At 75.2% G+C, this 25,234-nt stretch carries 25 protein-coding genes and 1 pseudogene; 12 read left to right on the forward strand and 14 right to left on the reverse strand.

Annotated features, from left to right (window positions below):
• Window positions 1-41 precede the first annotated feature (41 nt).
• Together ABD343_RS33500 and ABD343_RS33505 are read left to right on the forward strand one after the other, a co-directional pair.
• Window positions 42-617: a gluconokinase gene (locus ABD343_RS33500; RefSeq protein WP_344533700.1), complete on the forward strand. Its 576-nt coding sequence runs from the start codon at window positions 42-44 to the stop codon at window positions 615-617.
• Window positions 618-640: 23 nt separating this feature from the next.
• Window positions 641-2,044 (forward strand): GntP family permease, encoded by a 1,404-nt coding sequence (locus ABD343_RS33505; RefSeq protein WP_344533701.1) that lies wholly within the window; start codon window positions 641-643, stop codon window positions 2,042-2,044.
• A gap of 44 nt (window positions 2,045-2,088) precedes the next feature.
• Here ABD343_RS33505 and ABD343_RS33510 read toward each other — a convergent pair whose 3' ends face one another.
• Window positions 2,089-3,591 carry an MDR family MFS transporter gene (locus tag ABD343_RS33510; protein WP_344533702.1) on the reverse strand — a complete coding sequence of 501 codons (1,503 nt, stop codon included), beginning with the start codon at window positions 3,589-3,591 and terminating at the stop codon, window positions 2,089-2,091.
• A 151-nt stretch (window positions 3,592-3,742) separates the two neighbouring features.
• Here ABD343_RS33510 and ABD343_RS33515 point away from each other — a divergent pair, with 151 nt between their 5' ends.
• The gene (locus ABD343_RS33515) at window positions 3,743-4,327 is read left to right on the forward strand and encodes a TetR/AcrR family transcriptional regulator (RefSeq protein ID WP_344533704.1); all 585 of its coding nucleotides are present in this window, start codon (window positions 3,743-3,745) and stop codon (window positions 4,325-4,327) included.
• A gap of 34 nt (window positions 4,328-4,361) precedes the next feature.
• On the opposite strand, the gene ABD343_RS33520 is transcribed toward ABD343_RS33515, so the two are convergent.
• A complete protein-coding gene (locus ABD343_RS33520; protein ID WP_344533705.1) occupies window positions 4,362-4,751 on the reverse strand; it encodes a winged helix-turn-helix transcriptional regulator in 390 nt (129 codons plus the stop codon).
• An 85-nt stretch (window positions 4,752-4,836) separates the two neighbouring features.
• On the opposite strand from ABD343_RS33520, the gene ABD343_RS33525 reads away from it, so the two are divergent.
• From ABD343_RS33525 to ABD343_RS33535, 3 genes are all read left to right on the forward strand, one after another.
• Window positions 4,837-6,039, forward strand: a complete 1,203-nt coding sequence (locus ABD343_RS33525; RefSeq protein ID WP_344533706.1) for a M20 family metallopeptidase — start codon at window positions 4,837-4,839, stop codon at window positions 6,037-6,039.
• Between the two features lie 88 nt (window positions 6,040-6,127).
• Window positions 6,128-6,955: a class I SAM-dependent methyltransferase gene (locus ABD343_RS33530; protein ID WP_344533708.1), complete on the forward strand. Its 828-nt coding sequence runs from the start codon at window positions 6,128-6,130 to the stop codon at window positions 6,953-6,955.
• A 59-nt stretch (window positions 6,956-7,014) separates the two neighbouring features.
• Window positions 7,015-7,950: an ornithine cyclodeaminase family protein gene (locus ABD343_RS33535; RefSeq protein ID WP_344533710.1), complete on the forward strand. Its 936-nt coding sequence runs from the start codon at window positions 7,015-7,017 to the stop codon at window positions 7,948-7,950.
• Window positions 7,951-7,953: 3 nt separating this feature from the next.
• On the opposite strand, the pseudogene ABD343_RS33540 reads toward ABD343_RS33535, so the two are convergent.
• From ABD343_RS33540 to ABD343_RS33565, 6 genes and pseudogenes are all read right to left on the reverse strand, one after another.
• A pseudogene (locus tag ABD343_RS33540) lies at window positions 7,954-8,676 on the reverse strand (pectinesterase family protein); the annotation flags it as partial.
• A 364-nt stretch (window positions 8,677-9,040) separates the two neighbouring features.
• Window positions 9,041-9,964, reverse strand: coding sequence for a ketopantoate reductase family protein (locus ABD343_RS33545; protein WP_344533712.1), 924 nt, complete (start codon window positions 9,962-9,964; stop codon window positions 9,041-9,043).
• 187 nt (window positions 9,965-10,151) lie between these two features.
• Window positions 10,152-10,481, reverse strand: a complete 330-nt coding sequence (locus tag ABD343_RS33550) for an SCO4225 family membrane protein (protein WP_344533714.1) — start codon at window positions 10,479-10,481, stop codon at window positions 10,152-10,154.
• 33 nt (window positions 10,482-10,514) lie between these two features.
• A complete protein-coding gene (locus ABD343_RS33555) occupies window positions 10,515-11,210 on the reverse strand; it encodes a response regulator (protein ID WP_344533716.1) in 696 nt (231 codons plus the stop codon).
• The gene (locus ABD343_RS33560; RefSeq protein WP_344533718.1) at window positions 11,207-13,675 is read right to left on the reverse strand and encodes a histidine kinase; all 2,469 of its coding nucleotides are present in this window, start codon (window positions 13,673-13,675) and stop codon (window positions 11,207-11,209) included. The genes ABD343_RS33555 and ABD343_RS33560 overlap by 4 nt, the downstream gene beginning before the upstream one ends.
• Before the next feature lie 141 nt (window positions 13,676-13,816).
• Window positions 13,817-15,136 carry a cytochrome P450 gene (locus ABD343_RS33565; RefSeq protein WP_344533720.1) on the reverse strand — a complete coding sequence of 440 codons (1,320 nt, stop codon included), beginning with the start codon at window positions 15,134-15,136 and terminating at the stop codon, window positions 13,817-13,819.
• Window positions 15,137-15,430: 294 nt separating this feature from the next.
• On the opposite strand from ABD343_RS33565, the gene ABD343_RS33570 reads away from it, so the two are divergent.
• A complete protein-coding gene (locus tag ABD343_RS33570; protein WP_344533722.1) occupies window positions 15,431-17,452 on the forward strand; it encodes an ATP-binding protein in 2,022 nt (673 codons plus the stop codon).
• On the opposite strand, the gene ABD343_RS33575 is transcribed toward ABD343_RS33570, so the two are convergent.
• A complete protein-coding gene (locus ABD343_RS33575; RefSeq protein ID WP_344533723.1) occupies window positions 17,449-18,024 on the reverse strand; it encodes a TetR/AcrR family transcriptional regulator in 576 nt (191 codons plus the stop codon). The genes ABD343_RS33570 and ABD343_RS33575 overlap by 4 nt on opposite strands.
• 141 nt (window positions 18,025-18,165) lie before the next feature.
• Here ABD343_RS33575 and ABD343_RS33580 point away from each other — a divergent pair, with 141 nt between their 5' ends.
• Window positions 18,166-18,699 carry a hypothetical protein gene (locus ABD343_RS33580; protein ID WP_344533725.1) on the forward strand — a complete coding sequence of 178 codons (534 nt, stop codon included), beginning with the start codon at window positions 18,166-18,168 and terminating at the stop codon, window positions 18,697-18,699.
• Between the two features lie 416 nt (window positions 18,700-19,115).
• On the opposite strand, the gene ABD343_RS33585 is transcribed toward ABD343_RS33580, so the two are convergent.
• Window positions 19,116-19,532, reverse strand: a complete 417-nt coding sequence (locus ABD343_RS33585; protein ID WP_344533727.1) for a hypothetical protein — start codon at window positions 19,530-19,532, stop codon at window positions 19,116-19,118.
• Between the two features lie 7 nt (window positions 19,533-19,539).
• A complete protein-coding gene (locus ABD343_RS33590; protein ID WP_344533728.1) occupies window positions 19,540-20,499 on the reverse strand; it encodes an alcohol dehydrogenase catalytic domain-containing protein in 960 nt (319 codons plus the stop codon).
• A 121-nt stretch (window positions 20,500-20,620) separates the two neighbouring features.
• Here ABD343_RS33590 and ABD343_RS33595 point away from each other — a divergent pair, with 121 nt between their 5' ends.
• Window positions 20,621-21,643, forward strand: a complete 1,023-nt coding sequence (locus ABD343_RS33595) for a methyltransferase (protein WP_344533729.1) — start codon at window positions 20,621-20,623, stop codon at window positions 21,641-21,643.
• A 25-nt stretch (window positions 21,644-21,668) separates the two neighbouring features.
• Here the strand turns inward: ABD343_RS33595 and ABD343_RS33600 are convergent, their stop codons facing one another.
• Window positions 21,669-22,094, reverse strand: a complete 426-nt coding sequence (locus tag ABD343_RS33600; RefSeq protein WP_344533731.1) for an arsenate reductase ArsC — start codon at window positions 22,092-22,094, stop codon at window positions 21,669-21,671.
• Window positions 22,095-22,163: 69 nt separating this feature from the next.
• On the opposite strand from ABD343_RS33600, the gene ABD343_RS33605 reads away from it, so the two are divergent.
• On the forward strand, window positions 22,164-22,505 hold the full coding sequence (locus ABD343_RS33605) for an ArsR/SmtB family transcription factor (RefSeq protein ID WP_425578344.1): 342 nt from the start codon (window positions 22,164-22,166) through the stop codon (window positions 22,503-22,505).
• 68 nt (window positions 22,506-22,573) lie between these two features.
• Window positions 22,574-23,641, forward strand: a complete 1,068-nt coding sequence (arsB, locus tag ABD343_RS33610; protein WP_344533892.1) for an ACR3 family arsenite efflux transporter — start codon at window positions 22,574-22,576, stop codon at window positions 23,639-23,641.
• On the opposite strand, the gene ABD343_RS33615 is transcribed toward arsB, so the two are convergent.
• A complete protein-coding gene (locus ABD343_RS33615) occupies window positions 23,556-24,248 on the reverse strand; it encodes a DUF998 domain-containing protein (protein ID WP_344533733.1) in 693 nt (230 codons plus the stop codon). The two genes, arsB and ABD343_RS33615, sit on opposite strands and share 86 nt — an antisense overlap.
• A 178-nt stretch (window positions 24,249-24,426) precedes the next feature.
• Here ABD343_RS33615 and ABD343_RS33620 point away from each other — a divergent pair, with 178 nt between their 5' ends.
• Window positions 24,427-24,816 (forward strand): hypothetical protein, encoded by a 390-nt coding sequence (locus ABD343_RS33620; protein ID WP_344533734.1) that lies wholly within the window; start codon window positions 24,427-24,429, stop codon window positions 24,814-24,816.
• Here ABD343_RS33620 and ABD343_RS33625 read toward each other — a convergent pair.
• A complete protein-coding gene (locus ABD343_RS33625) occupies window positions 24,806-25,159 on the reverse strand; it encodes an ArsR/SmtB family transcription factor (RefSeq protein ID WP_344533736.1) in 354 nt (117 codons plus the stop codon). The genes ABD343_RS33620 and ABD343_RS33625 overlap by 11 nt on opposite strands.
• Between the last annotated feature and the right edge of the window lie 75 nt (window positions 25,160-25,234).

Raw genomic sequence — 25,234 nt, forward strand, 5'->3', positions numbered from 1 at the left:
TGTGCTCGGCGCCGAGGTCGATGAGGACAGCGAGGTTGTAGATGAGTGCCAGTGCCGCCAGTGCCGCCACGCGCGTCGTGGTCGTGATGGGGGTGGCCGGGACGGGCAAGTCCACCGTGGGTGAACTGCTCGCCGACGCCCTGGACGTGCCGTACGCCGAGGCCGACGCGTTCCACTCGCCCGCGAACATCGCCAAGATGTCCGCCGGGACCCCGCTGGACGACACCGACCGCCGGCCCTGGCTCGACGCCATCGGCGCCTGGGCGCACTCCCGGGAGGGGCTCGGCGGAGTGGTGAGCTGCTCCGCGCTCAAGCGGGCCTACCGCGACCGGCTGCGCGCCGCCGCGCCCGGCCTCTTCTTCCTCCACCTCACCGGCGACCGCGCCCTGATCGCGGAGCGGATGGCCGCGCGGGAGGGCCACTTCATGCCGACCGCGCTGCAGGACTCGCAGTTCGCCACGCTGGAGCCGCTCCAGGTGGACGAGGACGGCGCCGCCGTCTCCGTCGCGGGCGAACCCGCGGCCGTCGTGGACCACGCCCTCGCCGCGCTGGGCGCCCCCGCCCGCCGCACCCCCGTCCCCCGTACCGCCCCCGTCCCCACCCTCACCACCCCGTAAGAGCCGCACAGTAGGGAACAGCCGTGCTTCATCTCAGTGCCGAGATGCTGGCCGCAGGATCGGACAAGGTCGAGCCGATCACGTCGGCGGGCAGCGCCCAGCTCGGGATCGCCGTCCTCGTAGGGATCGCGGTCCTCGTCCTCCTCATCACCAAGTTCAAGCTGCACGCCTTCCTGGCGCTGACGCTCGGCTCCCTCGTGCTGGGCGCCGTGGCCGCGGCACCGCTCGACAAGGTGATCGAGAGCTTCTCCGCCGGGCTCGGCGACACGGTCTCCGGCGTCGGCGTCCTCATCGCCCTCGGCGCGATCCTCGGCAAGCTGCTCGCCGACTCGGGCGGCGCCGACCAGATCGTCGACACGATCATGGCCCGGGCCACCCACCGCTCCATGCCCTGGGCGATGGCGCTGATCGCGGGCATCATCGGGCTGCCGCTCTTCTTCGAGGTCGGCATCGTGCTGCTGATCCCCGTGGTGCTGCTGGTCGCCAAGCGCGGCAACTTCTCCCTGATGCGCATCGGCATCCCCGCCCTCGCGGGCCTCTCCGTCATGCACGGCCTCGTGCCCCCGCACCCCGGGCCGCTCGCCGCGATCGACTCGATCGACGCCAACCTCGGCGTCACCCTCGCCTTCGGCGTCCTCGTCGGAATCCCCACGCTGATCGTCGCCGGACCGCTCTTCGGCCGGATCGCCGGGCGCTGGGTGGACACCGTGCCGCCCGAGGGCCTCATCCCGCAGCGCCCCTCCGAGGAACTGGACAGGCGGCCGAGCTTCGGCGCGACGCTGGCCACGGTGCTGCTGCCGGTCGTGCTGATGCTGGCCAAGGCCCTCACCGACATCGTCGTCGACGACCCGGACAACCATGTGCAGCGCGTCATGGACGTCGTCGGGGCGCCGATGATCGCGCTGCTCGCGGCCGTCCTCGTCGGGATGTTCACCCTCGGCCGCGCCGCCGGATTCGGCCGGGAGCGCGTGACCAAGACGGTCGAGAAGTCGCTGATGCCGATCGCGGGCATCCTCCTGATCGTCGGCGCGGGCGGCGGCTTCAAGCAGACGCTGATCGACATCGGCGTCGGCCAGATGATCCTCGACTTCTCCGAGGACTGGTCGATCCCGACGCTGCTGCTCGCCTGGCTGATCGCGGTCGCGATCCGGCTCGCGACCGGCTCCGCGACGGTGGCCACCATCTCCGCCGCGGGCCTGGTCGCCCCGCTCGCCGCCGACATGAACACCAGCGAGGCGGCCCTGCTGGTCCTCGCCGTCGGCGCCGGTTCCCTCTTCTTCAGCCACGTCAACGACGCGGGATTCTGGCTGGTGAAGGAGTACTTCGGGATGAACGTCGGGCAGACCGTGAAGACCTGGTCGGTCATGGAGACGATCATCTCCGTGGTCGCCCTGCTCTTCCTGCTGCTGCTCTCGCTGGTCGTCTAGGGGGTGCCAGACACCGCGACGCCGCGGGCATTTGTCAGACACCCCTAGCCCGTCGTCCGGCCGGCCGGCTTCCTCGCCGCCGAGGGCCGGGGTCCGGGGTTCCCCGCCCCGGAGCCCGGCCCTCCGCCGCGCAGCGGGACCTCCCGCACGCGGAGGGCGGCGACGAAGGCGACCGCGCACACCGCGGCGGCCAGCGCGAAGATCTGCTGGACGCCGGAGGCGACCCCGCTCGCGCCCGGTCCGCCGGAGCCGTGCGTGGCGTGGGTGAACAGGGCCCCGAACGCCGCGACGCCGATCGAGCCGCCGACCGTACGGAACAGGGTGACGCTCGCCGAGGCCACGCCCATGTCGCGCATCTCGACGCTGTTCTGCGCGAGAGTCGTGGTCATCTGCATCAGGAACCCGAGCCCGACCCCCACCAGTGCCATGGCCGCGCCGGAGAACGCCCGCGAGGTGCCCGTGTCCACGGTGGCGAGCAGCGCGGACCCGGCGGTCATGAACGCGGCGCCCAGGACGGGAAAGACCTTGTACCGGCCCGTACGCGACATGATCTTGCCCGCGATGTTCGAGACGAGCGCGATCGGCACCATCATCGGCAGGAGCAGCAGCCCCGAGTCGGCCGCCGAGGCGCCCTGGACGCCCTGCTGGAACAGCGGCAGGTACAGCGTCGCGCCGAACATCACCGCGCCCGCCGCGCACACCATCACGCATGCCAGCCGGAAGTTCCCGTCCGAGAAGATCCGCAACGGAAGCACCGGCTCGGGCGCCCGCCGCTGCGAGACGAGGAACAGCGCCAGCCCCACGACCGCGGCACCGGCCAGCCCGAGGATCTGCCAGGACCCCCAGGCGTACTCCGTGCCCGCCCAGGTCGTGCCCAGCACGGTCGCGCTGATCGTGACGGTCATCAGGGCGATGCCGGGCCAGTCGATCCGCACCCGGCCCTCGCGGGCGGCGGGCGCCCTGAGCATGACCGCGCACCAGACGAGGGCGAGCAGCCCGAGCGGAATGTTGAGGTAGAAGGCCCAGCGCCAGCCGAGGTGCCCGGAGACCACGCCCCCGAGCAGCGGCCCGCCGACCGTGCCGAGGGCCATGACGGTGGCGGTCATCCCCTGGTAGCGGCCCCGCTCGCGCGGCGTGACGAGCGTCGCTATCAGGGCGAACGCGAGGGACGCGATGCCGCCCGCGCCCACGCCCTGGAGCGCGCGGAAGCCGATGAGCTGCTCCATCGACCGCGCGGCCCCGGAGAGCACCGAGCCGGCGAGGAAGACGCCGATCGAGACGAGATAGACCCGCTTGCGGCCGAGGAGGTCGCCGAACTTCCCCCAGACCGGGGTCGAGACGGCGGTGGCCAGGGTGTACGCGGTGACCACCCAGGACAGATGGTCGAGGCCGCCCAGGTCGCCGACGATCGTCGGCATCGAGGTCCCGACGATCGCGTTGTCGAGCATGGCCAACAGCATCGCCAGCATGATCCCGAGCATCGTGAACCGGATGCGGCGGGTGGTGGACACCGCGGGCGGCGGCGCCGGGGGCGTGGATGCGGACATGACTGATCACTCCGTTCGCGGAGGAGGGAAGGAGGATCCCCAGAGAAGCACAAGCCGCTGAAAAAGTGCAACCGCTAGCCTAAGCAATCTGCTCGTCTAATCGATCCGCTCGCCTAGGTGAGCCGCTAGCTGACACCGGTACGATGCGGGCATGAGCGAGGAGACGATGGGGCGCCGCGAGCGCAAGAAGGCCCAGACCCGTCAGGCCCTGGCGGACGCGGCGCTGCGGCTCTTCCTGGAGCGCGGATACGAGAACGTGGGCGTCAGGGACGTCGCCGAGGCCGCGGACGTCGCGGTGACGACGCTGTTCAAGCACTTCCCGAGCAAGGAGGCGCTCGTCTTCGACGAGGACGAGGGCCAGGAGGAGGCGCTCGTCTCCTCCGTGCGCGACCGCGCCCCGGGACAGTCCGTGCTGGGCGCCCTCCGGGACCACATCGTCAGCACCCGGGGCACGTTCCCGCACGAGGAGCCCGGCTTCGTCGCGATGCTCGACCTCGTCCGCTCGACCCCGGCCCTGCGGGACTACATGCACCGCATGTGGATGCGCCACGAGGAGGCCCTCGCGGCCGCCCTCACGGAGGCGTTCGGCGTCCCCGAGGGCGACGTCCGGGTGGCCGCGCTGGCCCACTACGTCATGGAGATCCCCCGCCTCGCCCACGACCGCGAGGACCCCCCGGAGGCCATGAACGCCGTCTTCGACATGCTGGAGCGGGGGTGGGGCGGGCTGGAGCCGTGAGCCCGTGCCGTCGGGCCCGGTGTCGGCCCGGTCGTCAGGCCCGGCCGTCGGTCCGGCCCTCGGCCCGGCCGTCGGTCCCTTCGGGGTCCTCCTCCAGTGCCGCCGCCCAGTGCTCCGCCCAGTCGGCCAGCGGGAGGAGCGCCTCGCAGGCCCGCAGGCCGAGCGGGGTCAGCGCGTAACGGGAGCCGGGCTCCTGGGCGACGAGGGCCGCGTCGAGGAGTTCGAGCAGGCGCTGGCGGAGCACGCTGGACGACGCGTTGTCGCAGTGCTCCTGGAGCGCGCGGAAGCCGAGCGGCCCGGCGCGCAGCTCCCACAGGATCCGCAGGCTCCAGCGGCGGCCGAACAGGTCGAGCGCCGCCATCATGGGGCGGCCGGTGGCCGAGCCGCGCACCGGCGTGCCCGGCCGGGGTGTCCGCGCCGTCATGCCCTCGCCCTCCTGCCCTCGCCCGGTCCGGATCGCCGCTTCGGATTCCGGAGAACCTAGCATCCGGCGGGGAAAGGGGAGGGGCATGGACGATCTTGAGGAGGCCCGGCGGCGGGCGGGGGCCGTGACCGCGCTCGCGCGGGAGCTGGTCCGGCGGCCGAGCCGCGGCGGAGTGGACGACTACGGGCCGGTGCTCGCCGTGCTGGAGGAGTGGCTCGCGGGGGAGGGGCTGCCGCACCGCCGCCTGTACGAGGGTGCCGCCCTCGCCGGTCTCGTCGTCGAGATCCCCGGCGGGCGGCCCGGCCCCTGGTGGGTGCTGGACGCGTGCGTGGACACCGCCGGGTTCGGCGACGAGGACGCCTGGAGCTTCCCGCCCACCGCCGGGGACGTGGTCGACGGCTGGCTGCGCGGGCGGGGCAGCGCGGACTCGAAGCTGGCGGCGGCCCTCTTCTGCCAACTCGCCGCGGACGTACGGCCGTTCGCCGGTGAGCTGTGCGGGGGTCTCGCGGTGCTGCTGGACGCCGACGAGCACACCGGCGCCTTCGGCGGCGCCCGCGCCTTTCTCGCCGCCCCCCGCACGGCCCGCCCGGCGGGGGTGATGATCGGATACCCCGGTCCGGACGACGTCGTGGTCGGCGGCCGGGGGCTGTGGCGCGCGCGCCTCGTGGTGCACGCCACCGCCGGGCACTCGGGCGCGCGCCGCCCCGCGCTCGGCGCGGTCTCGCGCGCCGCCCGGCTCGTCCAACTCCTGGACGCCGCGCCGCTGCCGGGGCCCCTGCCGGAGTCGCCGTCGGGGTGGGGGGATGGTTTCCCGCTGCCGCCCCGGCTGACGGTCACCGCCGTCCGGGGCGGCGAGGGCTTCTCCATGACGCCCGACCGGTGCGAGCTGAACGTCGATGTCCGCACCACTCCCGCCTTCGGCGGCGACGACGCCGAGGTGCTCGTACGGCGCGCCGCCGCGGACCTCGACGCCGAGCTGCCCGGCCCCCGGCCGACCGGCGTCCACGCCGTGGCGTGCTGGCCCCCCTACCGGCTCGGCGAGGGCGAGGAGCCCGCCGCCGCGCTGCTCGCCGCCGCCGAGGAGGCCGGGTTCGCGCCCCGCCGCAAGACGGCGGGCCCCTCCAACATCGGCAACCTGCTGGCGGGCGAGGGCATCCCCGCCACCGCCGGGTTCGGCGTGCGCCACGAGGGCGTGCACGGCACCGACGAGCGCGCCTGCCTCGCCGACCTGCCGGGCGTGTACGCCGCGTATCGCCGGGCCGTTCTGCGGCTGATGTCCTGCGCCTGATCGGGGAGGGTCGAGGCGGCGCCGTCGCGGGGAGGGCCGTCGCCGGGGAACGGTTGACGAGTGGGCATGTGCCCACCATAGTGGGCGCATGCCCACTTTCTCCGGCGGCGGTCGCGAACGGACCGGCAAGCCACATGAACAGCGCGCCATGGCCGAGTCGTTCGGCATCGACGCCGCGCGTTACGACAGGACCCGGCCGCGCTACCCCGAGGCGCTCGTCGCACGGATCGCCGCCGAGGCGCCCGGCCCCGACGTGCTCGACGTCGGCACCGGCACCGGCATCGCCGCGCGGCAGCTCCGCGGCGCCGGATGCCGGGTGCTCGGCGTCGAGCCCGACCCGCGGATGGCCGAGGCGGCCCGGCGCTCCGGGATCGAGGCCGAAGTCGCCGTGTTCGAGGAGTGGGACCCCGAGGACCGCGTCTTCGACGCGGTGGTGGCCGGGCAGGCGTGGCACTGGATCGACCCCGTCGCGGGCGCGCGCAAGGCCGCGCGGGCGCTGCGCCCCGGCGGCCTGCTGGCCCCGTTCTGGAATGTCTTCGCCTTCCCGGACGGGCTGGGCGAGGACATCGCCGACATCTGTCAACGGGCCCTGCCCGACGCCCCGTTCGACTTCCGCGGCGTCGTGGCGACGGGCCTGGACACCGACCCGCCGTTCCTCACCACGGTGGCCGACGGGATCCGCGAGGCGGGCGGCTTCGGCGCGACGGAGACCTGGCGGTACGACTGGGAGTGGACGTACAGCCGCGACGCCTGGCTCGACCAGATGCCCACCCAGGGCGCCTTCACCCGCCTCCCGCCGGAGAAGCTGGCCGGGATCCTGCGCGACGTCGGCACCGCCATCGACGCCGGGGGCGGCGACTTCACCATGCGCTACGCCACCCTGGCGGTCACCGCGCGCCGGGACGGCACGGCCTGACCCGGCCTGACCGGCCTGACCCGCTGTGCTCGCGGCGCGCGGTGGGGTGGACTGGGGGCATGGACCTGAGCGAAGACCTGCCGACGTTGACCGACGGGGACGCCCTGCAAGCGGCGTGCCCGCCCGAGGCCGCGATCGGGGCGCTGCGCGGGGCGTTGCGCTCGGGGCTCGACCCCTCGGCGGGGCCGCCGCGCACGCACGTTCCGACGAGCGCCGGGCAGCTCCTGCTGATGCCCGCCGAGCACGGGGCCTACGCGGGGGTGAAGGTCGCCGGGGTCGCCCCCGGCAATCCGGCCCGCGGGCTGCCCCGTATCACCGGGCTCTATCTTCTCCTCGACGCGGCGACACTGCGCCCGCTCGCCCTGCTCGACGGGCCTCGGCTCACCCTCGTCCGTACGTCCGCCGTCTCCGCGCTCGCCGTCGACCACCTCGCGCCGCCGGACGCCGGGCGGATGCTCGTGTTCGGGACCGGTCCGCAGGCCGTGGCGCATGCCGCCGCCGTGCACGCCGTACGGCCGTTGCGGCGGCTCGACGTGGCGGGGAGGCGGCCCGAGGCCGTCGCGGCGTGCGTCCGTTCCTGTGCCGGACTCGGCCTGCCCGCGCGGGCCGCCGCGTCCGCGTCCCCGCGCGGCGCCGACCTCGTCGTGTGCTGTACGTCCGCCACCGAGCCGCTCTTCGACGGCGCGGAGCTGGAGGAGCACGCCACCGTCGTCGCGATGGGCTCGCACACCACGGACGCGCGGGAGACGGACGACGCCACGGTGCGGCGTGCCGCCGTCGTCGTCGAGGACGTGGGCGCGGCGCTGCGCGAGGCCGGGGACGTCGTGATCCCGCACCGTGCGGGGCTGCTGCCCCGCGAGCGGCTCCACACGCTCGCCGACCTCGTCACGGGGCGCCTCGACGTGCCCGCCGGGCCACGGTTCTTCAAGTCGGTCGGCATGGCGTGGCAGGACCTGGCCGTCGCCGCCCGCGTCCACGAACGGACGCGGGCGTAACGGTCATTCGGCCTTCGGGGTCCAGTCGCCGAGCCAGTGCGCCGTGTCCTGCGCGGCGGCCTGCTCGTCCGTCAGATGGGGGCGGTCCTCCGAGGCGGGCCCGGCGCCTTCACCGGTGTTGCCGTACTCGGCGAAGCGGTCGTCCTTCCAGGAGAAGCCGCCCATGTCCGTCCACGGCGCGGACTTCACCGCGCCGCCCAGCGCCGTGTCACGGACCGTGGTCTGCGGGTCGAGGGAGGCGTCGCCGCCCGCGTGCCAGGGGCGGCCGAGGTGGAAGCCGCCGTCGGCGACGTCCCCGGCGATCCGCGAGCGGGTGATCAGGAACCCCGGGCGGCCCGCCGGGGTGCCGGGCGCGGTCACGTACCCCGTCGAGCCGCCGTCCCAGCGCTTCTTGAGGGTGAGCACGGACCTGTCGAGGACGGCGGTGGCGCGGCCGAAGACGAAGTCGACGTTGCCGGTGACGTGGGAGTTCCGCACATAGACCCGGCTCCGCGCCTTCGCGGAGCCGGAGGCCGAGGCCGCGTCCAGCATCAGGGTGTCCTGGTCCCCGGTGACCACGAGGCCGTCCAGGAACACCCGGTCGCCGCCCGTGCGCAGGGCCACGGCCTGCTGGCCCTCCAGGTCCTGGTGGGCCTTCTCGTCGAAGTCGTTGGCGACGGTGAGGTGGCGCATCTGCGTGTCGTCGGCGAGGAGGGCGACGGTCGCGCTGTACGTGCCGTTCTGCCCGCGCGCGTCCATCGAGGCGAAGCCGTCGGCGGTGTCGTCGGCCCAGGACGCGGCGGGGGCCGCCGCCGCCCGGTCGGCCGTGCCCTCGCCGAAGGCGCCGAAGCCGGTGCCGTACGCCAGGGCCGTCGCGGCGACCACGGTCACCGCGAGCGGGACCCCGGCCACGAGGGCGGTCCGGCGACGGCGGTGCCGTGCCCCGCTGTTCGCTGTGCTCCTGGGCGGTCTGCTGTGGGGGGTGTTCATCGGTTTCTTCCACTCCGTACGGGGCCTCGGGCTCCCGCCGGATCGGGGGAGCCGCAAGGCAGTTGCCGCGGAGGGCGAAGAGGTTGCCGGTCGCCGGTCGGCCCCTCAGGCGGTCGGCCCCTCAGGCGGTCGGTGGCGCCAGCTCCGTCAGCAGCCGGGTGAGGACGGGGACCGGGACGCCGTGCCGGTCCGCCGCGCGGCGTACGGCGCCGCCGATGGCGTCCAGCTCCAGTGGGCGGCCCGCCGCCGCGTCGCGCTGCATGGACGACATGGTGGCGGGCGGGAACGCGTCGTAACGGGCCAGGACGTCGGCGGCGTCGGCCGGGGCGCCGCAGGCGCGGCTGACCGCGGCGACCTCCTCGACCAGCGGCGCCAGCACCTCGCGCCGCGCGTCCCGCGCCTCGCCGAGCGGCAGTCCGTAGCGGGTGGTGACCAGCGCGAGCGGGGCGAGGAAGACCAGCTTGGCCCAGAGGACCTCGCTCTCCTCGCCCGCCACCCGCGTCTCGGCCCCGGCGTCCGTGAGCATCGCGGCCAGCGGGCCGAACCCCTCCGGCGGCGCGGACGGGCCCGGTGCCGCGAGGGCGATCCGCGCGAACGGGCTGCCGTGCTCGACGACTCCGGGCGCCGTACGCGTCGACTCGACGGTGATGGTGGCGGGGACGACGCGCCGCGCGCCGTAGCGGGCCCGCAGGGCGTCCGGGTGCTCGACGCCGTTGAGCAGGGGCAGCACGAGGCCGTCGCCGAGCACCTCGGGCGGCACGCGCTCCAGCGCGGCGTCGAGCGCGGTCTGTTTGACGGTGACCAGGACGAGGTCGGCGGGCTCCCGCAGCGCGGTGTCCGCCTCGACGGGGGCGTGGAAGTCGCCGAACACGCCGCTGCGCACCCGGATCCCCTCCTCGCGCAGCACCCGCGCGGTCTTCTCGCCCGCGACGCAGACCACCCGGTGCCCGGCGCGGGAGAGCAGCGCGGCGAGGAGGCCGCCCACGCCTCCGGGGCCGAGCACGGCGACGGTCCAGGGGCGGGGCGCGGAGACGGGCTGGGACACGGCGGACGTCCTTCCGATCAGGGGAGTCCGATCGTCAGCGATCGGCGGAGCCCGGTCAATCCTCGGGTTCGCTCCCCCTGGGCCAAGCCGGGGCTTGGGGCCGAGGACGGGGCCGGTCCCGCGCTCGTCTCCGCGGCTCGGTCCCGTGCTCGTCTCCGCGGCTCGGTCCCGTGCTCGGTTCTGTGGCTCAGTTACGCGGTCCCGTGCCGCCGCGTGCCCGGCCCAGCGCGCGGGCGCACCAGCCGATGACCAGCGCGTTCACCAGCGCTCCGAGGCCCACGGCCACGAAGAACATCGACGCGTGGTCCGGAAGGACGAGCAGCACCAGGCTGACCGGGGCGGTGGCGAAGAGCGGGACCACGCCCGCCATGGACGCGTCGGGGTTGTCGAGGGAGGTGACCACCATCGCCCACACCAGCAGCCCCGCGCAGAGCGCGAGGTACGCGAGAGCGAACACGCTGGTCAGCGCGTGGCGCACGACGTGCGGCAGGGGACGGTCGGTCTCGTTCACGGTCATGTGCTCCCAGAAGTCGGGGGAAGGGCGGGCGGTTCAGAAGCGGGCGTCGGGCGGGTTCACCCGGGCGAGCCCCAGGTCGTACGCGAGGATCGTGGCCTGCACCCGGTCGCGCAGCCCGAGCTTGCGCAGCAGCGCGTTGACATGGGACTTGACGGTGCCGACGGTGATGTCCAGCTCCTCGGCGATCTCCGCGTTGTTCAGCCCCGAGGCGATCAGGGTGAGGACGAAGCGCTCCCGCGCGGTGAGCTGGTCCAGGGCCTGCGCCCCGCCTCCCTCCCCGGTCCCGCCGTGCGGCCCGGCGTGCGGTCCCGAGGCGTAGTGGCCGATGAGGCGGCGGGTCGCGGAGGGCGCGAGGACGCCCTCGCCGGCGGCCACGGTCCGGATGCCGTCCAGCAGTTCGGAGGTCTGGACGTCCTTGAGGAGGAACCCGGACGCCCCCGCGCGCAGCGCGTTGAAGACGTAGGCGTCGAGGTCGAAGGTCGTCAGCACCAGGACGCGCGGCGGGTTCTCGCGCCCCGTGAGGATCCTGGTGGCCGCGATGCCGTCCAGCTCGGGCATCCGTACGTCCATGAGCACCACGTCGGGCTCCAGCCGTTCGGCCAGGCTCACCGCGGCGGCGCCGTCACCTGCCTCGCCGACCACGGTCATGTCCGGCTCGCCGTCGATGATGGCGGCGAAAGCGGAGCGGACGACGCTCTGGTCGTCGACGACCAGCACGGAGAGAGTCACCGGCTCTCCTCCTCGGGGGGCTCGGGCGGCACGGGCGGCCCGGGGGCGGTCAGGGGCAGGCGCAGCAGGACGGAGTCCGGCCGCTCGGCGGTCAGCGTGCCGCCCAGCGCGGCGGCCCGCGCCTCAAGCCTCTCGCGTGCGGAACGGTGCGCCGCACCGGGGACCCCCGTGGCGGTGAGGACCAGCTCGCCGTCCTCGGCGTCGAGGACGAGCGTGACGGGCCCGTCGTGCCCGGCCTCCAGGACCAGCTCGACGGCGCGGTACGCGGCGAGGTCCACCTCCGCCGACAGCCGCTCCGGCACCCGCTCGCCGACCCGTACCTCGATCTCGCGGCCGGTCGCCCGCCACTGGTGGACGAGCAGGTCGAGGGCCTGCAGCGTCGGCTGCGGGCGGAGTTCGGCCCGCTGCTCCCCGTCGCGGACCGTGTCGAGCAGCTCCCGCATCGCGGCCAGCGCCTCGCGGGCCCGCTCCGCCGTCCTGGCCAGCTCCCCGGCCTCGGCGGCCGTGACGACCTCCGCGGTGCGCGCGAGCACGGTGGTCTCCAGGCCCGTGGTGATCCGGCGCCGCTCGGCCCAGGCGTCGCGCACGGCCTCCTCCGTCCACGCCGCGAGCCGCCCCTCGTGCGCGTCGCGCGAGGCCCGCCGCCGGGCTCCGTACCGCGCCCCGAGCCCCCAGGCCGCCCCGGCGGCCACGGTGGCCGCCAGGACGGAGAACCCGCCGACGGCCCACACGGAGCCGGGGCCGTCGGCCGCGGCGAGCACGGAGACGGTCGCGGCCACGGCGTGGACGAGCGCCGCCGCGACGGGCACGGCGAGCGACGGCAGCCCGCGCAGCCCGCTCCGTCCGCCCCGCGCACCACGGCCGCCCGACGCGGGGCCCGTGCGAGCGTGGCCCGTACCCGCGCGGTCCGTACGAGCGCGGCCTGTACCCGCGCGGCCCGTGCCCGCGCGGCCCCCGTGCGCGTGCCCCGCGCCGCCGCCCTCCAGCTCCGCGTCGCGGGCCGCGCGGGCCGCGAGGGCGACACAGGTGGCCAGGGCGCTCAGCGCCGGGGGCAGGGCGGCGGGGCCCGCGTAGTGGCCCGCGGCGACGGCCGCGGGCCAGAGGGCCGCGAGGGCGAGCTGGACGCCGAGCGTGGCGCGCGGGGCCCGGCGGAGCCACAGCAGCGCGACGGCCTGCGCCCCGGCCAGCAGCGTGAAGAGGACACCGGAGGACACGCCGGACCCGGCGGAGACCGGCTCGTCCCGGAGCACGAGCACCGGCAGCAGCGGCTGGAAGCAGAGCCCGGCCGCCGTCACGGCCTGCGCGAGGCGGTACGAGCGCGGCACGGACGCCGCCGGTGCCGCGGCCGTACGCCCCGGGAGCAGCGCCCGGACCTCCCAGCCGCCCTCCGGCGTCGGCCCGGTGGTGAGCGTGCCGCCCGCCTCGCGGGCCCGGCCGCGCAGCAGGTGCTGGCCGCGTCCGCCGCCCAGGCCGGTGCCCGGGGCCCCGGCCTCGGCGGGCCCGTTGCGCACCACGACCTCGGTGTGCGCGTCCCCGTAGGCGCAGCGCACGGTGGTGGTGGCGCCCGAGGCGTACCGCACGACGTTGGTGAGCGCCTCGCGCACGATGCCGTACGCGGCGTCCGCCACCGCCCCGTCCGGCAGCGCGTCGATGTCGCAGGTGACCCGCTGGCCCAGGGAACGGAACCCGGAGACCAGCTCCCGCAGCCGCTCCTCCGGCGCCGGGAGGTCCTCGGCGGAGGGCGCCGGGGCCTTGACCGCGCTCAGCGCGCGGGTCACCTCGCGGCCCGCCGAGGCGGCGAACTCCAGCGCCTGGCCGGCCATCTCGGGCCGCCGGTCGCGCAGCCCGACCGCCGCCTCCACGGTGACGACGACGGCCGTCAGATGGTGGGCGCTGACGTCGTGCAGCTCCCGCTCCATGCGGCGGCGCTCGGCGGCCGGGAGCCGGTGGCGCTCGGCCTCGGCCCGGTGCAGCCGCCGCTCGGCGGCCCGCCGCGCGTCCCTCCGGCGCCGCAGCCAGAGCCCGCCGCCGGTGGCCGCCCCGTACAGCAGCGCGGTCAGTGCCGGGTTGAGGCCCGCGCCGTCGCCGAGCCCGTTCAGGGTCAGGCCGTGCAGGGCCTGCCAGAGGGCGAGCGTGCCCGCGCACAGCAGCGTGGTCGCGGTGTCGCGTTCCAGGGCGACCGTGACCAGGGCCAGGGCGACGCCCGCCGTGCCGAGCACCGCCAGGGCGCCCGGGGGCAGTGGCGCCGCGCCGAGCGCGCACGCGGCGGCGGCCAGCGCGAGGACCGGCACGGGCCGCGTACGGCGGTGGGCGAGCGCGACCGTCACCAGGCCGTAGACCAGGACGCCCGCGAGCAGCTCGGCGGCCGTGGGGGTGTCGCCGCGCAGCAACGCGGCGCCGGGCCACACCACGGCCTGGGCAGCGAGCAGCAGGACCGGGAGGAACCGGTCGTCAGTTCGTTCCATGAGGTGATTCAGGTTAGGCCGCCGCCCGGGGCCCGGTCCTCCCGCCACAGGGCGATCACCGTCTCCAACCAGGGATAGAGACGGGACCGCCCGGCGACAGCGACGGGACCGCCCGGGACAGCGGCGGGACCGCTCTCTCCGCTACCCGCGGCGCGGTGTCACGCGCAGGGGGATGTCGTGCGCGGCCCAGAGCACGAACCGTTCGACCGGGACGACCTCGTGCCCGGGGACGGGCCGGAAGCCGAAACGCTTGAGGAGAACGGCCAGGACCAGCTCCGCCTCGACCATGGCCAGGCTCGCCCCCTCGCAGCTCCGGGGCCCGAGCCCGAACGGGACGTACGCCAGCCGGTGCCGCCCGGCCGCCTCCTCCGGCGTGAACCGCTCGGGCCGGAACCGCTCGGGCTCGGGCCAGTGCGCGGGGTTCATGTGGACCGCCCAGAAGGGGTAGAAGACCGTGGCCCCCGCCGGGATCTCGTAGTCGCCCACCATCAGCGGCTCGGCCGTCTCCCGCGCGCCGTACGGGCCGGGCGGGTAGAGCCGCATCGCCTCCTTGAGGACCATCTCCAGATACGTGAGCCGCCGCAGCTCCGCGTATGTGGGCGCCGCGCGGTCGCCCAGCTCCCGGTCCAGCTCCTCGGCCACGCGCGCGGCGGCCTCGGGGTGGCGGCTGAGCAGGTGCAGCGTCCAGGAGACGGCGACGCCGGTGGTGTGGTGCGCGGCCAGCAGCGTCACCATCACCGTGTCGCGGATCCGCACGGGGCTCTCGCCCGCCGCGACGAGCGCGCCGATCAGATCGCTCCTGTCCGTGCGCCCGCCGGACCGGTGCGCGGCGAGCACGCGGTCGACCGTCGCGCGCAGGTAGGCGAGCGCGCGGTCCGAGCGCTCGGCGCGCTCCTCCGGGGTGCCGGGCAGGGGCACCTGGTAGAGCCGTCCCAGGTACTCGGTGAGGACGTCCTCGAAGGCGGCGATCACCCGCTCCGGGTCCGTGGCGTCGCCGCCGAGCGCGTACTGGCAGATCATCCGCAGCGTGAGCGCCGTCAGGTCCTTCTGCGAGGCGACGGGCCCCTTGTCGGCCTCCGCCGCCCAGCGGTCCGCGAGTTCGGCCGCCAGCTCGGTGAAGCGCGGGAAGTGCCGCTCGTGGGACGGGCGTCCGGCGAGTACGGAGAGCAGCGTGCGGCGCCAGGGGGTGTGCTGCTCGGGGGCGAGCGTCTGGAGGTTCTCGGCCTCGCACAGCGGGGCGAGGAACGCGAACAGTTCGTCGGGCCGCTCGTCCAGGTGCGCCGTCGCCTCCAGCAGCACGGGGTCGGCGACGGACACCGCCGTGTCGGCGCCGGGCAGTTGGAACCGTACGACGGGGCCGTACTCCTCGTGCAGCCGCAACTGGTACGTGTGCAGCCCGCCCGCGGCGGTGACGGCGCCCACGCCGCCGTCCGCGCGGGGTTCGGGACCGGGGATGTGCATGACCACGCCTCCTCGTCGGGGGTGCGGGGGCCGGAAGGCGCCCCGCCCACACCTTGCGCCCGCCGGAGCCGAACGCGCAGCCGTGCGGGACCGGCCGGGGGTTCGAGTGGTCGTTGCGGGGTGTGATTCCCGTGGCAGGGGCGCCACTTGGCGCGGGTTGGGGCGTTGGGGTACCCGAGGTGCGGCGGCAGTGACGGTTCTGCACCGGGGCCGCGGTCCCGGGACGCGGGCGTGGCACCGGGCGTCGTGCCGGACGAGGACGGTGTCACGAGCACGGTATGGAGAGTGGCGAGAGTGTGGACACGCATCGGCGATCCCGAGGCCCCGCCCGCCTCGCAGGGGTGGGAACCTGGCTGGGAGCCCGGCCTGGTCGGCCGCGAGCGGGAGACGGCGGAGCTGCGCGAACTGCTGGCCGGGCGCCGGGTGGTGACCGTGACCGGCGCGGCGGGAGTGGGCAAGAGCCGCCTGGCGGCGACGGTGGTGGCCGCCGCGGGTGACGGGCCCTGGCGGCATCTCGTCCCGGTCCGCTGGCACGGCAGCGGAGCCGGGGGCCACGGCAGCCTGGCCGGAGCGGTCGCCGCGGCCCTGGACGGCACGCGGCACGGCAGGGAACCGGCCGACGCGGAGACCGTGGCCGCCGAACTGCCCTCGGGCGCCCTGCTCTTCCTGGACGACGTGGACCCCGTGCACGGTGAGTGCGTGGGCCTCGTGCAGCGGCTGCTGATGACGGTGCCCGACGTCCGGGTGCTGGTCACCTCGCGGCGGGCCCTGGGCCTGGGCGACGAGCACGTGCTGCGGCTCGCGCCGCTGGCCACCGAGTCCCCGCGCGCGGACGGCCGTACGGCCCCCGCCGTGGAGCTGTTCGTGGAACGGGCGCGGGCCGTGGCGCCCGGCACGTGCGCCGACGAGGCGGAGCTGGCCGCTGCGGCACGCGTCTGCGGCCTGCTGGAGGGCGTGCCGCTGGCCGTCGAGCTGGCCGCGGCGCAGACGGTGTGCCGCCCCGTCGGCGAGCTGGCCGCGCTGCTGGAACGCGACCAGGGCTGGCTCAACAGCCCGCGCCCCGTGCTGCGCCGGCACCGCTCGCTGCGCGAGGCGGTCGGCGCGAGCTACGTCCTGTGCGACCGCGAGGAGCGCATCGTGTGGGCCCGCGCCAGCATCCTGCCCGGCGCCTTCGCCGAGGGCACCGGCGGCTTCGTGTGCGGCGGCAACGGCGTCGCGCCCCGCGAGGTGCCCGCCTGCCTCGCCCAGCTCGCCGCCTGCGGCGTGCTGGAGCCCCTCGGCGACCCCGGCGGGGTGCACGAGCCCCGCTACCGGATGACGCGCGCCGCACGGGACTTCGGTCTCGAACGGCTGCGGGAGGCGGGCGAGTTCCCCGTCGCCGCCGAGCGCCGCAAGAGCCACTGCCGCCGCATGGCCGCCGTCATCGAGAACCTGTGGCACACCGGCAACCAGGACCAGGCCGTCCGCTTCCTCCTCGGCGAGCACGACAACCTCACCGCCACCGTGCGGCACGCCGCCGAGGAACCCGAACACGTCGAGGCGGCGCTGGAGATCGTCGTCGGCCTCTGGTTCTGGTGGGCCGTGCACGACCGCGCCGAGGAGGGCCGCGAGCTGCTGCTCCGGCTGCTGCCGCTGTGCCCGGAGGGCAGCAGGCCCACCGCCCGCGCCCTGTGGCTGACGGCCTGGCTCAGCGCCGCGAGCGACCCCGCCGCCGCCCGCGCGCTGCTCGGCCGCGCCTGGCCCGCTGCCGTCCTGGCCGGGGACGACGCGGCCGTGGGCCGTATCGCCTACGTGGAGGGCGTCCTGGCGCTCCACCGGGACGACCCCCGGGCCGCCGCCGGGCACTTCCAGGAGGCCGCCGCCACCATCCCCGACCACGCGCTGGGCGGCCCCTCGCCCGCCGTCGGCGAGGCCGCGGCGGCCCTCGCCCAGGCCGACTTCGCCCCCGCCGCCGCCCGTGCCAGCGCCCGCCGCGCCCTGGCACGCGCCGGCGTGCGCGACGACGCCTGGACCACGCTCGTCGCCCGGTACGCCCGCGCCGAGGCCGACCGCCGGCTCGGCCGCACGGCCCGCGCCTGGCGCCGCGCCCGCCGGGCCCTGGACTCCCTCGACCCCGTGCTCCCGGTCCCGCGCGGCCACGGCGCGCTCCGCCGCCTCCTCGCCGACCTGGAGACCGGCGCCCCCGTCCGCCCCGCCGCCGCCCGCCACGCCCTCGCCGACCCGCGGCCCCCGGACGGCCGGGAGCCGCACACGGTGCCCCGCAAGAACGAACCGGCCCTGGAAGAGCTGCTCGACGGTCCCGCGGAACGGCTCTAGCACTCGCCCTCAGCGCCGTACGGCGGGCGCTTCAGGACGAGGTCGGCGGCGAGGGTGCGCACCTCCTCGCGGGTGCGGCCCCCGTGCTCGACGGCGAGGAACTGCTCGCCGATCCGCAGGCAGAAGGCGAGCAGGCTGCGGGCCTCGACCTCGTCGGGGTCCGAGCAGAACGTGCCGATCTTCTCCCGCAGCAGGTCCATCCGGCGGCCGTCGACGCGGCGCAGCCGCGCGGCGACCGCCTCGTCGCGGCGTGCCCAGTCGCGCACGGCGAGGTCGATCGGGAGCAGTTCGGGGGAGAGGGTGAGCGCTCCGGCCCGCACGATCTGCGTACGGGCGTCACCGCCCTCGTACGCGACGCGGTCGAGCACCGCGTCGACGCTGTCGCGCTCCCAGGTGTCGAGCATGGCCTCCAGGAGCGCGTCGCGGTCGGCGAAGTAGCCGTAGAAGCCGCCCTTCGTCACGCCCAGCGCCTTGGCGAGTGCCTCGATCCGCACCGCGTCGGGGCCGCCCTCGGCCAGCGCCCGCAGCCCCTCGTCGATCCACTTGCCCCTCGGCGTGCGCGTCGCGCCCAACGGTGTGCCTCCTGTCACGAACCCCCGATGTATACGCTGCCGTATAAACCGGGGTAGCCTGCTGATGTACGCCACCGTATGCCAGGCGGGGAGGCGGCCGCACGGCACGCGTTCCCGCCGCTCGCGCAGGGGAGTCCGCACGTGACGCACGAACCCGAGCACGTATCCGGAGCAGTCGGCGCATCCGGCGCATCCGGCCCGTCCGAGGATTCCGGAGGCACCGTCGTCCAGCGGCACGAGATCCCCGAGCGGATCCTGGCACTCAGCCCCCTCACCGCTCCCGACTACGTCGACGTCTTCACCCTCACCACGCCCGAGCCGACGGACATCCCGCCGGAGCGCTGGGCCCGCGCCGCGTTCGAGGACGTCGCCGGGCTCGGCGGCCAGTTCATCTGGCGGGTGCTCCTCGGCCTCCGGCTCGCACGCCGACGGCGCTCCAGCCCCACGCACATCGCCGGATGGCGCATCGCCGGGCGCGGCGACGACTGGATCCGTGTCGAGGCCCGCTCCTGGATGCTCACCGGCCACCTCGTCGTCCACGTCGCGGCCGCGACGTCTCGCTCGCCACCTTCCTCCGCTACGACCGCCCGATGGCGGCCCGCGTCTGGACCCCGCTGTCGGCCCGGCACCGGAGCCTGGCCCCGGGCCTGCTGCGCGACACGCGCGCGGCGCTGACGTAGCGGCCGTGGGCAGGGCCGCCGCGCTGACGGCGCGGCACCCCGAGAGCACGGCCCCGGGCCGGAGTCGGGCCCGGTCACCTCATCGCGTACGGACCGCGTGGCCGAGCGGCGGCCGGGCCGCGGCGAGGCCGACGCGTACAACGACATCGACGTCCGGCCCGTGGCGCTCGCCGACGCGCCGCCCGGCTTCGCCGCGGACCGGCCCACGCTGTGCGACCGCGTCACCCCGGCCGTGCTGTCCGGACGGATCGGGATCGGCACGACACCCGTGTTCAACGCCCCCCGCGTCCGGCACCGGGCTGCTGCGGCAGACGCTCGTCCGGCTCATGCGGGAGGGCATCGCCGCGCCCATCTGCGCCGCACGCGCGGCCAGGAGCCGGACGAGGAGGGGGGCGCCCCCCCCGGTACGGCCTACGTGCGGGCGATCTCCTCCCGTAGGCGTCGGGTGAAGCGGCGCAGGTGGGCCAGCGTCTCGTGGTGCTCGGCTCTGAGGTCGGCCCGGTCCTCGCTCGGGCGGGACTTCCACACCCGGCGTACGAGCGCGTCGGCGAGGTCCACGGTGTCCTCGGCGCACAGCAGGAAGATCGCCGAACGGGCCTCCTGCATCCGGCCCGCCAACTCGTTCCGCCCGGGGCCGTCCTCGTCGATCCGGGTCTCCCGGAGATGATCGATCAGCTCGACCACGGCGGTGTTGAACGCGACCCCGGCCCTGAGCTTCTGCTCGCGCAGCCACATGCGGTCCTGGCGGCGCGCGGTGAACCAGGAGCCGAACACGACGCCCAGCAGCCCGATCACCGCGCCGACCGCCACGGGTATCAGATTCTCCACGGCCGCCTCAGTCGCACGTCAGGACGACCTTTCCGCGCTTGCCGGGGCCCGCGAGGCGGGCGTACGCCTCGGTGTGGCGGTCGAGGGGGAAGGCCGAGTCCACCGGGACCCGCAGCCTGCCCTCGGCGAGCAGGGGGACGACCGCGGTGCGGACGAGCCCGGCGAGCAGCACCTTCTCCGGGTGGGAGCGGCCCCGGATCGTCGTCCCGGTCAACTGGCCGCGCACCAGCATGAGGTCGAACATCCGCAGCGGGACCGTGGCGCCCGCCTGGACGCCGACGATCAGGATCCTGCCGCGGCTGCGCAGCAGGGAGACCCGGCGCAGGCAGTCCTCCCCGCCGACCAGCTCCACGATCACGTCGTACGGGCCGTGCCGCTCCTCGTCGCCGGGGACGACGACGTCGAGGCGCGCGCCGTCGGGGGCCGACTTCCGTACGTGGTCGTGGAGTTCGGGGCGGCGCACGCTCGCCACGGTGTGGGCTCCGGACACGGCGGCGACCTGCGTCATCGCCGTCCCGACGCCGCCCGCGGCGCCGGTGACCAGGACGCGGGCGCCCGCGTGGACCCCGGCCTGGTCGACCAGGGCGTCCCAGGCGGTGCTGAACGCCTCCGGGAATCCGGCCGCCTCCTCCCAGGACAGCGCGTCCGGCACCGGGAGGAGCAGCGCCGCGGGAACGGCGATGCGTTCCGCGTGGCCGCCGCCCCCGACCAGCGCCATGACCCGGTCCCCGGCGCGGACGTCCGCCACGGCGCTCCCCACGCGTTCGACCTCGCCCGCGACCTCGAGGCCCGGTATGTCGGCGGGCCACCCGGGCGGGGCCGGGTACGCGCCGCGCGCCTGTTGCAGATCGGCCGCGTTGAGGCCCGCGGCGCGCACCCGGACCACCACGTCCTCCGGCCCCGGCTCCGGATCGGGCCGCCGCTCCAGCCGGAACCCTCCCCCGGCGTCGATCACCACAGCACGCATGACGGCACTGTAGGGCCGGGCCCCGCCGCCCCCGCGCCGGGGGCGTGGGCAACCGCCGTGACCTGGAGGCCTTTGCGAGGATGGGGGGTTGTCCCAGCCCCCGTACGACAGGAGTGATCCCTTGGCTTCCCACAGCGTCGCGGACGGACGGGCACCCGGCGGGCCGCTGTACGACCTGATGTACGGCCATATCCACGCCTCGGCCCTGCGCGCCGTCGCGGAGCACGGGATCGCGGACCTGCTCGCCGACGGGCCCCGGAGCGCCGGGGAGCTGGCCGAGCGCTCCGGGACGCGGGCGGAGCCGCTGCGCCGGGTGCTGCGGCTGCTCGCCTCCCGGGGGCTCTTCCGGGAGGAGCGGGGGGAGTTCGTGCTGACGGAGGAGGGCGCGGCGCTGCGCACGGACGTGCCGGGGTCGCAGCGGGCGCCGGTCCTGATGTTCACCGACGAGATGTTCCGCCGGGCCGCCGCCGGGATCCCGGAGACGCTGTGCACGGGCGAGCCGGGCTTCGACGCCGCGTACGGCAGCCCGTTCTTCGCGTATCTGGAGGAGACGCCGGAGAAGAGCCGCCTGTTCGACTCCGCGATGACCTCGCGGGCCGGGACGGTGAACGCGCACGTCACCGAGGTCTGCGCGCTCCCCGCCGGCGGCACGGTCGTCGACGTCGGCGGCGGGCGGGGCGGGCTGCTGCGGCAGGTCCTCACCGAGGCGCCGGGTCTGACCGGCGTCCTCTACGACCGTCCGGAGACGATCGCCGAGAACCTGCTGGACGGTGAGGCGGCGCTCGCGGGCCGCTGGCGGGCCGAGGGCGGCGACTTCTTCGCCTCGGTGCCTGAGGGCGGCGACCTGTATCTGCTCAAGAACATCCTGCACGACTGGCCCGACGAGGACTGCCTGCGCATCCTGCGCGCCGTCCGCCGCGCGACGGTGCCCGGCACCCGGCTCCTGGTCGTCGACGCGGTCCTCCCGGACGACGGCACCGCGCATCCCGCCGTCGCGCTGGACATCGTGATGCTCATGGTGCTGCGCGGACGCGAGCGTACGGCCGACGAGTTCGCCGCCCTGCTCGCGGACGCCGGATTCCGCCTGGTCCGCGTCCTGCCGACTCGTTCGATGTCCTCGGTCGTGGAGGCCGAGGCGGTCTGACCGGGCCCCGGGAGGCCGGGGAACCTCAGTGCGGGCCGGGGGCGGCGGCCGGGGCGATCTCGGCGATGAGCGTCTCGACGCGGGCCTTGATCTCGTCGCGGATGGGGCGCACGGCCGCCACGCCCTGTCCGGCCGGGTCCTCCAGCGTCCAGTCGAGGTAGCGCTTGCCGGGGAAGACGGGGCAGGCGTCGCCGCAGCCCATGGTCACGCACACATCGGACGCCTGGACCGCGTCCACGGTCAGCACCTTGGGCGTCTCGGCGGCGATGTCGACACCCACCTCGCGCATGGCCTCGACCACGGCCGGGTTCACCGCGTCGGCGGGGGCCGAGCCCGCCGAGCGGACCTCGATCCGGTCCCCGGCGAGGCGGGTGAGCCAGGCGGCGGCCATCTGGGAGCGGCCCGCGTTGTGGACGCAGACGAAGAGGACGGAGGGCTTCTTCTGGGGCACGGCGTTCGCCTCTCTCGGATCAGCCCTGGCTGGTGTCAGCCTCGGGTGATGTGACAGTATCAGCGCATGATGATGTCAGCCAAGACTGAGGTGACCCCGGTCCCCCCGGACGGCGCGGAGCTGATCCGGGTGCTCGCGGACCCGTTGCGGTTCGAGGTCGTGACGCTGCTGGCCCGCGAGACGCTGTGCACCACGCACCTCGTCGAGGAGACGGGCGCCCGGCAGACGAACCTGTCCAACCATCTGCGGGTGCTGCGCGAGGCGGGCGTCGTCGACACCGAGCCCTGCGGCCGGTTCACGTACTACAGGCTGCGGCCCGAGGTGCTGACCTCGCTCGCCGGGGCCTTCGCGGAGCTGGCCGAGACCGCCCGCGAGACCGCCGCCACCGACCGGAAGAGGCCCTGCCCGTGAGCGACTCCACCACGGACCAGGCGACCGGCTCCGCGGCCGGTCCGGCGACCGCCCCCGCGGCCGACGGCATCGCCCGGCAGCTCTCCACCCTCGACCGCTATCTCGCCGTGTGGATCCTCGCCGCCATGGCCGTCGGGCTCGGGCTGGGCCGGGCGATCCCGGGGCTGAACGACGTGCTGTCCGAGGTCGAGATCGGCGGCGTCTCGCTGCCCATCGCGCTCGGCCTGCTGATCATGATGTACCCGGTGCTGGCCAAGGTCCGCTACAACAAGCTCGACACGGTCACCGGCGACCGGAAGCTCATGGCGTCCTCGCTGGCCGTCAACTGGCTCATCGGCCCGGCCGTGATGTTCGCGCTGGCCTGGATCTTCCTGCCCGACCTGCCCGAGTACCGCACGGGCCTGATCATCGTCGGGCTCGCCCGCTGCATCGCCATGGTCATCATCTGGAACGACCTCGCGTGCGGCGACCGCGAGGCCGCCGCCGTCCTCGTCGCCCTCAACTCGGTCTTCCAGGTCGTCGCGTTCGGCCTGCTCGGCTGGTTCTACCTGGACCTGCTGCCGGGCTGGATGGGCCTGGGGGAGGGGCAGCACCTGGACATCTCCATGGGGAAGATCGCGCTCAACGTCGTCGTCTTCCTGGGCATCCCGCTCGTCGCCGGGTTCCTCACCCGCCGTATCGGCGAGAAGAGGATGGGCACGGAGGCGTACGAGAACCGCTTCCTGCCCCGCATCGGCCCCTTCGCGCTCTACGGGCTGCTGTTCACGATCGTCGTCCTCTTCGCCCTCCAGGGGAAGACGATCACCTCGCAGCCGCTGGACGTCGCCCGTATCGCGCTGCCGCTGCTGGTCTACTTCGCGCTGATGTGGTTCGGCACCTTCGCCCTCGGCAAGGCGATCGGGCTGGCGTACGACCGTACGGCCACGCTCGCGTTCACCGCCGCGGGCAACAACTTCGAGCTGGCCATCGCGGTGGCCATCGCCACGTTCGGCGTGACCAGCGGCCAGGCGCTCTCCGGCGTCGTCGGCCCGCTGATCGAGGTCCCGGTCCTCATCGCGCTGGTGTACGTCTCGCTGGCCTGGCGACGCCGGTTCGGCGCGGCGCGGGAGCCGGATACCGCTGTACGCGCAGGGTGAGGACGGCGAGCAGGGCGACCTCGCAGCCGAGGAGCAGGCGTTCGGCGAGGCCGATCAGCGCGCGGTCGCCGGGACCGGCCGAGCACGCCATCAGCACGGCCCCGGCCAGCGCGGCGTACGACAGGAAGCGCAGCCGCCGCGCGGTCGTACGGTCGGCGGCCGGGCCCGTGCCGAACCGGCGGGCGAGCAGCAGCCCGGCGGCGGGGAGCGCGGCGAACGCCGCGACGGAGGCGTACCGGTGGACCTGGGCCGCGCCGCTCAGTTCCGTGGCCAGCGGGTCGGTCGGCACCACGGCGGCGAGGACGAGACCCAGGCCCCAGACCGCCAGCAGGACGGTCGGCAGTCCGCGTACCGGCACCCGCCGCAGCCGCGCCCCCGCCGGCAGCGCCAGCGAGGCCAGGCCCAGCAGCGCCATGGTGGTCTCGATCGGGCCGCCCCGGTCCAGGGCCGCGAAGTCGCTGACGGTCAGGGCGAACGGGCTCAGCCCGGGGTCGGTGTCCAGCGGGGACCACAGGGCCGCGTTCACGGCCAGGGTGAGCGAGACGAGGACCGCCGGGGCGAGATAGCGGAGGAGCGGACGGGGTACCGGAGGGGGCATGGCGTGCATGGCGTCATCCTGGGCTCCGCGACGGCGCGGCAGTACCGGGGGTGACCCGGACACGGCCCTGATTCCGCCCCCGGGGACGGCCCTGATCCCGGGCTTGATCGCGGGGCCTGGTTCCGGTGCGCGCATGAGTCCGGCGATTCCGGTGATTCCGGCCCCGAGAGCAGAGCGAGGACCACAGATGCGACACCTCACGCCCGCCTTCGCCCTCGGCGCCCTGCGGCGCGGCCGGCAGGTCGAGCAGTTCCTCGGCGTGATCGAGGGCGACGCCGACCGGTACGGCTGTCAGGGGCTCCGCTGGATCGCGCTGAGCCCCGGCCGTACGGGCATCGCCGTCACCGTGTGCGACGTGGAGGACGTGGGCAGCGGGGCGTTCCTGGACATCACCGAGTTCCCGCCGCTGGACCCGGACGAGGACGAGCCGTGGGGGCGGCGGTTCGCCCTCGTGGACACCCCGGAGGAGGCCCTGCGCGTGGCGGAGCGCGACCTCGCCGCCGACCCGGGGCGCTGGGTCAACCAGGGCGTGGTCTGCGACGAGTACCGCGACTTCCGGGCCGCGTTCAGCGCGTGATCGCGCCCATGCGGGCCAGCACGCCGGGGGCCACGCGGTAATAGACCCACGTCCCCCGCCGCTCGGAGAGGACGAGGCCCGCGTCGCGGAGCTTCTTCAGGTGGTGGGAGACGGTGGGCTGGCCGACCCCGAGGTCGCCCAGGTCGCACACGCAGACCTCGCCGTCCGGGTGCGCGGCGACCCGGTTGAAGAGCAGCACCCGGATCGGTTCGCCGAGGGCCTTGAACATCGTGGCCATCGTCCGCGCGTCCTCGGCCGGCAGGTCCGGCGCCGTCAGCGGGGGGCAGCAGGGAGCCACGGCTGCCTCGCGCTCGTCCTCGCCCGTGCTCGTTGCCTTCACCATGAGTCGATATTGACATCTGTCGATGCAGAGTGCCAAGCTCGGAACCACTGAATCGACGAACGTCGAAACAAGACG

This window comes from Streptomyces albiaxialis (assembly GCF_039530985.1).
GTDB classification, from domain to species: Bacteria; Actinomycetota; Actinomycetes; order Streptomycetales; family Streptomycetaceae; genus Streptomyces; species Streptomyces albiaxialis.